Origin of the sequence: Pseudomonas sp. Pf153, assembly GCF_001269775.1 — a bacterium.
GTDB classification, from domain to species: domain Bacteria; phylum Pseudomonadota; class Gammaproteobacteria; order Pseudomonadales; family Pseudomonadaceae; genus Aquipseudomonas; species Aquipseudomonas uvaldensis.
In genome coordinates, this window is record NZ_LHVL01000019.1 from 23778 (window position 1) to 31634 (window position 7857).

The 7857-nt window shown below is 60.6% G+C and carries 7 protein-coding genes and 1 pseudogene; 5 read left to right on the forward strand and 3 right to left on the reverse strand.

Annotation, left to right across the window (positions count from 1 at the left end; all coding sequences use genetic code 11):
- Window positions 1-4 precede the first annotated feature (4 nt).
- From dnaX to recR, 4 genes are all read left to right on the forward strand, one after another.
- Window positions 5-2068 carry a DNA polymerase III subunit gamma/tau gene (gene dnaX / locus AD666_RS15120; protein ID WP_053153321.1) on the forward strand — a complete coding sequence of 688 codons (2064 nt, stop codon included), beginning with the start codon at window positions 5-7 and terminating at the stop codon, window positions 2066-2068.
- Between the two features lie 64 nt (window positions 2069-2132).
- Window positions 2133-2471, forward strand: a complete 339-nt coding sequence (locus AD666_RS15125) for a YbaB/EbfC family nucleoid-associated protein (protein WP_053153324.1) — start codon at window positions 2133-2135, stop codon at window positions 2469-2471.
- Window positions 2472-2650: 179 nt separating this feature from the next.
- Complete coding sequence (locus AD666_RS15130) at window positions 2651-3685, forward strand: NADP-dependent oxidoreductase (RefSeq protein ID WP_053153326.1); 1035 nt, start codon at window positions 2651-2653, stop codon at window positions 3683-3685.
- 66 nt (window positions 3686-3751) lie between these two features.
- Window positions 3752-4354, forward strand: coding sequence for a recombination mediator RecR (gene recR, locus AD666_RS15135; protein ID WP_053153329.1), 603 nt, complete (start codon window positions 3752-3754; stop codon window positions 4352-4354).
- Window positions 4355-4468: 114 nt separating this feature from the next.
- Here the strand turns inward: recR and AD666_RS15140 are convergent, their stop codons facing one another.
- The 3 genes from AD666_RS15140 to hemN form a co-directional block, all read right to left on the reverse strand.
- Complete coding sequence (locus AD666_RS15140) at window positions 4469-5017, reverse strand: adenine phosphoribosyltransferase (RefSeq protein WP_047701465.1); 549 nt, start codon at window positions 5015-5017, stop codon at window positions 4469-4471.
- A 76-nt stretch (window positions 5018-5093) separates the two neighbouring features.
- Complete coding sequence (fnr, locus tag AD666_RS15145) at window positions 5094-5828, reverse strand: fumarate/nitrate reduction transcriptional regulator Fnr (RefSeq protein WP_053153332.1); 735 nt, start codon at window positions 5826-5828, stop codon at window positions 5094-5096.
- Window positions 5829-5922: 94 nt separating this feature from the next.
- Window positions 5923-7305 carry an oxygen-independent coproporphyrinogen III oxidase gene (gene hemN / locus AD666_RS15150; RefSeq protein ID WP_053153335.1) on the reverse strand — a complete coding sequence of 461 codons (1383 nt, stop codon included), beginning with the start codon at window positions 7303-7305 and terminating at the stop codon, window positions 5923-5925.
- Between the two features lie 316 nt (window positions 7306-7621).
- On the opposite strand from hemN, the pseudogene AD666_RS15155 reads away from it, so the two are divergent.
- Window positions 7622-7857, forward strand: a pseudogene (locus AD666_RS15155) (IS110 family transposase); the annotation flags it as partial.

Consider the following 7857-nt stretch of genomic DNA (forward strand, 5'->3'; position numbering starts at 1 on the left):
TTCGATGAGTTATCAGGTTCTTGCACGTAAATGGCGTCCGCGCTCGTTCCGCGAAATGGTCGGCCAGACCCATGTGCTCAAGGCTCTGATCAATGCCTTGGACAGCCAGCGCTTGCACCATGCCTATCTGTTCACCGGCACCCGGGGCGTGGGCAAGACCACCATTGCGCGGATTATCGCCAAATGCGTGAACTGCGAAACCGGTATCACCTCGACGCCGTGTGGCGAATGTTCGGTCTGTCGTGAGATCGACGAGGGCCGTTTCGTCGACCTCATCGAGATCGACGCCGCCAGCCGCACCAAGGTCGAGGACACCCGCGAGCTGCTCGATAACGTGCAGTACGCGCCGAGCCGTGGGCGCTTCAAGGTCTACCTGATCGACGAAGTGCACATGCTCTCCAGCCATTCCTTCAATGCGCTGCTCAAGACCCTTGAAGAACCGCCGCCCTACGTCAAGTTCATCCTGGCGACCACGGATCCGCAGAAGCTTCCCGCAACGATTTTGTCCCGCTGCCTGCAGTTCTCCCTGAAGAACATGACGCCAGAGCGGGTCGTCGAACATCTGACGCACGTGCTGGGTGTCGAGAACGTACCGTTCGAAGACGATGCGCTGTGGCTGCTGGGCCGCGCCGCCGACGGTTCGATGCGCGACGCCATGAGCCTGACCGACCAGGCCATCGCCTTTGGTGAGGGCAAGGTCATGGCTGCCGACGTGCGGGCCATGCTCGGCACCCTCGACCATGGCCAGGTCTATGACGTCCTGCATGCGCTGATCGAAGGCGACGCGAAGGCGTTGCTCGAGGCGGTACGTCACTTGGCCGAACAAGGGCCTGACTGGAATGGCGTGCTGTCGGAAATCCTTAACGTGTTGCACCGTGTCGCTATCGCCCAAGCCCTGCCCGACGGCGTCGACAACGGCCATGGCGACCGTGATCGCGTGCTGGCCCTGGCCCGGGCTTTGCCGGCCGAAGATGTGCAGTTCTATTACCAGATGGGCCTGATCGGCCGTCGTGACTTGCCTTTGGCACCGGATCCGCGAGGCGGCTTCGAAATGGTGCTGCTGCGGATGTTGGCGTTCCGGCCCGCCGACACGGCGGACGCCCCGAGGCCGACGCTAAAGCCAGTGGGGATCAGCCAGGCCACAGCTGATTCCGCCAAGCCAGTGGCTGCCGCGCCTGTGGTGGCGGCAGTCGCTGCGGCTCCGGCTGTAGCGCCCGTTGCGCAACCGGTCGCGGCACCTGTCATCGCGAGCCCGACGCCTGAGCCCGTTGTCGAGCCGGTTCCCGAGCCCGTGGCTGCAGAAGTCATCGACTTGCCCTGGAACGATCCGGTCGAGCCCGAGATCGTCCAGCAGCCCGCTGTGGAACCCATGCTGGACACCGCCGCCGAGCAGCCCGAATTGCCACCGATGCCCATGCCGACGCCCGACAGCGTGGTGCCCGATGCGCCCGAATGGGTCGCCGCACCGATGCCCGAGCCAACGGCGGCCGACGTCGACGTCGCCACGCCCGGCATGGACCTGGATGATGAGCCTCCATTGGATGAGGACTACATCGAGCCGGACATGGATTCGGCCTACAGCTACCTGGACGATCTCGCCAGCGAGCACACCGCCGAGCCGACGCCTGAGCCCGAGCCGGAACCTGCTGCGATGCCGGCCACCGGTTTGGCACTGCAATGGCTGGAGCTGTTCCCGAAGCTGCCGATCTCCGGCATGACCGGCAGCATCGCCGCCAACTGCACGCTGATCGCGGTGGAGGGCGACCATTGGTTGCTGCATCTGGATCCGGCGCATAGCGCGCTGTTCAACGCGACCCAGCAGCGCCGTCTCAACGATGCATTGAACCAGTACCATCAGCGCACGCTGACCTTGAGCATCGAGCTGATCAAGCCCGAACAGGAGACGCCGGCCCAGGCTGCGTCCCGTCGCCGTGCCGATCGCCAGCGTGAGGCCGAGGAGTCGATCCACAACGATCCGTTCATCCAGCAGATGATGCAACAGTTCGGCGCTGTGGTCCGTCACGATACTATCGAACCTGTCGAGGCCCCGGTCACCCAGGGCTCATAACTGAAGGCGCCGGGCCGAATGGGCCGGGCGCCGTGTCTATCCAAGTACTTTCGAGGTGATTCCCATGATGAAAGGTGGCATGGCCGGCCTGATGAAGCAGGCGCAGCAGATGCAGGAAAAAATGGCCAAGATGCAGGAAGAACTGGCCAACGCCGAAGTCACCGGCAAGTCCGGCGGCGACATGGTGACCGTGGTCATGACCGGTCGCCACGACATCAAGCGCGTCAGCATCGACCCGAGCGTGGTTGAAGGCTTGAGCGAAGACGACAAGGAAATGCTCGAGGCTCTGTTCGCCGCCGCCGTCAACGACGCAGTGCGCAAGATCGAAGCCAACAGTCAGGAAAAGATGTCCGGCATGACCGCTGGCATGCAACTGCCGCCGGGCATGAAACTGCCGTTCTGATTCGCCATCCCGGCAGGGATGGGCTACACACAATGCCAGGCATCGCGCCTGGCATTTTTGTTTGTGCTTGAGAGGGCTATCGCGAGCAGCGCAGTCCAACGGCAAGAACATCGAACGCTATCCCCTTCAAGAAGGTCTGCTCCCTATAGGTCTACCACTAACGATCAAGGAGAACGCCCATGTCACAAGCATCGATTTCCAATCAGCGTATCGTTCTCGCTTCCCGCCCCAAAGGCGCGCCCACCCAGGACAATTTCCGTATCGAGCAAGTGACGTTGCCTGACCTTGTGCAAGGGCAAATCCTGCTCAAGACACAGTTCCTGTCTCTGGATCCCTACATGCGCGGACGCATGAGCGATGCGCCGTCCTACGCCGCCCCGGTGGAAATCGACGAAGTGATGACCGGTGGTGCCGTCAGCCGCGTGGAGCGCTCCATGCATCCGAAATTCCAGGAAGGCGATTTGGTGGTAGGCGTTACGGGTTGGCAGAGTCACAGCATCAGTGATGGTCGCAATGTCATCCCCATTCCGTCCGGGCTGCCCAGCCCGTCGATGGCCCTCGGCGTATTAGGTATGCCGGGCATGACCGCCTACATGGGGTTGATGGACATCGGGCAGCCCAAGGCCGGGGAAACCCTGGTGGTGGCGGCGGCTTCGGGCGCGGTGGGGTCGGTGGTCGGCCAAGTGGCCAAGATCAAAGGATTGCGGGTCGTCGGCGTGGCCGGAGGCAGTGACAAATGCAAGTATGTGGTCGATGAATTGGGGTTTGACGCCTGCGTCGATCACAAGCGTTCGGATTTTGCCGAGGAATTGGCACGGGCCTGCGACAAGGGCATCGACATCTATTATGAAAACGTCGGCGGCAAGGTCTTCGATGCTGTCGTCCCATTGCTCAACGCCAGGGCGCGAATCCCGCTCTGCGGATTGATCGCTTCCTACAACGATCAACAAGCCCCGAGTGGGCCGGATCGCTTGCCGCTATTACAGCGAACCTTGTTGACCAAGCGAGTGCGGATGCAGGGATTTATCGTGTTCGACGACTACGGTGACCGTCAGCCTGAATTCCTCAGTGCCATGGCGCCGTGGGTGCGGGAGGGGAAGGTCAAATTCCGCGAGGATGTGGTCGATGGCCTCGAGAATGCGCCGCAGGCCTTTATCGGGCTGTTGGAAGGGCGCAATTTCGGCAAGCTGGTGGTGCGGGTTGCGCGAGATTGAGTATTTGACGCTGGTCAGAGGCGCGGGTATAAACCGCGTCTCGTTGTTATGTCGGACGTTTCCTCGATGAGCTTCAGCCCTTTGATTCGCCAACTGATCGATGCCCTGCGAACCTTGCCAGGTGTGGGTCAGAAAACTGCCCAGCGCATGGCGTTGCAATTGCTCGAGCGTGATCGCAGCGGCGGTTCGCGACTGGCTCAGGCCCTCAGCCAGGCCATGGAGGGCGTGGGGCATTGCCGCCAGTGCCGCACCCTCACCGAGGATGACCTCTGCCCGCAATGCGCCGATCCACGTCGGGACGACAGCTTGCTGTGTGTGGTGGAAGGGCCGATGGATGTGTATGCCGTGGAGCAGACCGGTTTCCGAGGTCGTTATTTCGTCCTCAAGGGCCATCTCTCGCCGCTCGACGGCCTGGGGCCGGAAGCCATCGGTATCCCGGAGCTGATGGCGCGTATCGAAGAGGCGGGGACTTTCACGGAAGTCATCCTGGCGACCAACCCAACGGTGGAAGGTGAAGCCACGGCCCACTACATCGCCCAGTTGCTGAGCAACAAAGGCCTGGTCGCTTCCCGCATCGCCCACGGCGTGCCGCTGGGGGGCGAGCTGGAACTGGTGGACGGCGGGACGCTGGCGCATTCGTTTGCCGGACGCAAGCCGATTTCCCTCTAAAAGCCACCCAAAACCCACTGTGGGAGCGGGCTTGCTCGCGAAAGCGATGTGTCAGCCAAATAAATCTTAGCTGATCCACCGCTTTCGCGAGCAAGCCCGCTCCCACAGGGTGGGTTATCGTTCGCTCAGGGAGAACTGCGTCAGGCAGAACGTCGGGATGCCCATGTCTTCCAGTCGCTGGGAGCCCAGCAACTCCGGCAAGTCGATGATCGCTGCGGCTTCGTGGACTTTGGCGCCCATTCGGCGGATCAGGTTGGCGGCGGCGATCAGCGTGCCGCCGGTGGCGATCAGGTCATCGAACATCACCACCGAATCACCCTCGCACAGGCTGTCGGCATGGACTTCGAGGAACGCTTCGCCGTATTCGGTCTGGTAACCCTCGGCCAGCACATCCGCCGGCAGCTTGCCTTGCTTGCGGAAAAGCACCAATGGCTTGTTCAACTGGTAAGCCAGGATCGAACCGATCAGGAAACCCCGGGCATCCATGGCGCCGATGTGAGTGAAGTCGGCTTCGACATAACGGTGGGCAAAGCTGTCCATCACTAGCCGCAAGGCAGTGGGAGACTGGAACAGCGGAGTGATGTCGCGGAAGATCACGCCGGGCTTGGGGAAATCGATGACGGGGCGGATCAGGGATTTGATGTCGAAGGAGTCAAAGACCATCGTGGACGTATCCTGGCAGGGCTGCAAACGCGGGAGTATAGCGCGGCCGAGCGAATCCCTCAGCCGCGCACGTCCGTCAGCCTTCGACCGAGCCGCCGGCCAGGGCGCAGAGCTGGATCGGGTCCAGGATGTGAATTTCCTTGCCTTCGGCGGCGATCAGCTCATTTTGCTGGAAGCGCGTGAACACCCGGGACACGGTTTCCACCGCTAGGCCCAGGTAGTTGCCGATTTCGTTGCGCGACATGCTCAGGCGGAACTGGTTGGCCGAAAAACCACGGGCACGGAAACGTGCCGAGAGGTTGACCAGGAAGGTGGCGATGCGCTCGTCGGCGGTTTTCTTTGACAGCAGCAGCATCATTTGCTGATCGTCGCGGATCTCGCGGCTCATCACCCGCATCAATTGACGACGCAACTGCGGCAGTTGCAACGCCAGTTCGTCGAGACGCTCGAAGGGGATTTCGCACACCGACGTGGTTTCCAGCGCCTGGGCCGAGACCGGATGACTCTCGGTGTCCATGCCTGACAGACCTACCAGCTCGCTGGGCAAGTGGAAGCCGGTGAGCTGCTCTTCGCCACTGTCGCTCAGGTTGAAGGTCTTCAAGGCGCCCGAGCGCACGGCGTAGACGGAATCGAAGGCATCGCCCTGGCGGAACAGGAATTCACCTTTTTTCAACGGGCGGCCCCGCTTGACGATCTCGTCCAGCGCGTCCATATCCTCCAGATTCAGGGAAAGTGGCAGGCAGAGGGGGGCCAGGCTGCAATCCTTGCAATGGGCCTGGCTGTGGGCGCGCAATTTGACGGGATCGGGCATTTCTTTAATCCTTGTGGGAAAACACACATCAGCCGTAAGGGTAACCTAGCAATGGCACTCCGGCCAGTGTGCTTTCATCGTCAAATTGTCGCGCTCAGATGACGCGTGAGAAACGCTGGCGGTTCTGCTGGTCCAAATAGGCATCGAACTCCATGCACACCGAGCGTACCAGCAGGCGACCGGCGGGCAATACCCTGACGCGTTCGTTATCGACCTCGATCAGGCCGTCCTTGGCCATGCGTTGCAGTGATGGCCATACAGCGGCGAAGTAGTCGGCAAACACGATGTCGAAAGCCTGCTCGATTTCGGTGAATACCAGCTCGAAATGACAGATCAGTTGCTGGATGACCGCTCGCCGCAAACGGTCGTCAGCGGTGCACACCAGACCACGACTGGTTGCCAGTCGGCCATCGGCCAAGGTGTTCTGGTACTGGTTCAAGTCGCTGTTGTTCTGGCAGTACAAATCGCCAATCTGGCTGATGGCCGACACACCGAGGCCGATCAGATCACAATGTCCATGGGTGGTATAACCCTGGAAATTGCGTTGCAAAGTGGCTTCTTCCTGGGCAATCGCCAGGTCGTCGTCGGGCAGGGCGAAGTGGTCCATGCCAATGTAGCGATAGCCGGCGGCGCTCAGTTGTTCGATGGTGCCTTGCAACATTGCCAGCTTTTGCTCCGGGTTCGGCAGGTCATGGCTATTGATGCGCCGCTGGGGCATGAAGCGTTCCGGCAGATGAGCATAATTGAATACCGACAGGCGGTCCGGCTGCAGTTGGATGACTTCCTGGACGGTACGGGCAAAGTTCTCCGGTGTCTGTTTAGGCAGGCCGTAGATCAGGTCGATGTTGATCGAGCGAAACTGCAAGGTGCGGGCCGCCTCGATCACGGCGCGGGTTTCCTCCAGGCTTTGGAGGCGATTGACGGCACGCTGCACGGCAGGGTCGAAGTCTTGTACGCCGATACTGACCCGGTTGAACCCCAGTTCTCGCAAAAGACCCATGGTGGACCAGTCGGCTTCCCGCGGATCGATCTCGATTCCGTAGTCGCCGGAATCGTCGTCCCGCAGCTTGAAATGCTTGCGCAGCTTGGCCATCAACTGGCGCAACTCGTCGTGGCTCAGAAACGTCGGGGTGCCGCCGCCCAGATGTAACTGTTCCACACGCTGGGCCGGGTCCAGATGGCAGCCGATCAGCTGGATTTCCTGCTCGAGACGCTGCAGGTAGGCGTGGGCACGGCCACGGTCCTTGGTGATGACTTTGTTGCAGGCGCAGTAGTAGCAGATATTCGCGCAGAACGGCACGTGTACATACAGCGACAGCGGCCGCAGACCTTTGCGGCTTTCGCGCAAGGCATGAAGCAGATCGAATGTCCCGACCTGACTGGTGAATTGCACTGCGGTCGGGTACGAGGTGTAGCGAGGTCCCGCCAGATCATAACGGCGGATCAGGTCTGGGTCCCAACGTATGGCGTCGAGCATGCGGGCATTCCCCGGATAGGCTGGCATGGGCGCGAGTCTAGGGGCACGGGTTTGGTGGCGTGTTGATTTGCATCAACGGGGCAGGGGCAAAGGGCCAATCGCGAGCAGGCTCGCTTGTATGTTTAGACTTGAAGGGGTGGGCGGGACTAAAAGCTCGATTCCGACTCTAGCCAGTACGGACCGTGGGAGACTTCTCGTCCCGCCCCCTCTACCCAAAGCGCCAATAAGGAATTCATCGACAAGATCGACGATAGATGCAAGCCAGCGCAAAGGTAGACCCCGACAAGCACCTAAACCCTAGCCCCGAGGATTTGTTATGACAATCCTTACCTCGCAAACGGTTGTTGGCATTGATGTCGCTAAGGCCGAAATCGCTGTATACCGCTCTGATCTGCAAACGATAGATACCGTTAAGAATGATCGAACAACCCTAAAACGCTGGCTTAAATCGTTGCCCGCCCAAAGCGCCATTGCCATTGAAGCTACCAACATTTATCACCTGGACACCGTCGACTTGGCTCATACGATGGGGCATCAGGTTTATGTCGTGGA

Excerpts from the sequence above, each read along its gene's own strand:
- fnr (WP_053153332.1), bottom strand. The coding sequence starts at position 5,828 with ATGCCCGATCCCGTCAAATTGCGCGCCCACAGCCAGGCCCATTGCAAG.
- AD666_RS15140 (WP_047701465.1), bottom strand. The coding sequence starts at position 5,017 with ATGGTCTTTGACTCCTTCGACATCAAATCCCTGATCCGCCCCGTCATC.
- recR (WP_053153329.1), top strand. The coding sequence starts at position 3,752 with ATGAGCTTCAGCCCTTTGATTCGCCAACTGATCGATGCCCTGCGAACC.
- AD666_RS15125 (WP_053153324.1), top strand. The coding sequence starts at position 2,133 with ATGATGAAAGGTGGCATGGCCGGCCTGATGAAGCAGGCGCAGCAGATG.
- AD666_RS15130 (WP_053153326.1), top strand. The coding sequence starts at position 2,651 with ATGTCACAAGCATCGATTTCCAATCAGCGTATCGTTCTCGCTTCCCGC.
- hemN (WP_053153335.1), bottom strand. The coding sequence starts at position 7,305 with ATGCTCGACGCCATACGTTGGGACCCAGACCTGATCCGCCGTTATGAT.
- dnaX (WP_053153321.1), top strand. The coding sequence starts at position 5 with ATGAGTTATCAGGTTCTTGCACGTAAATGGCGTCCGCGCTCGTTCCGC.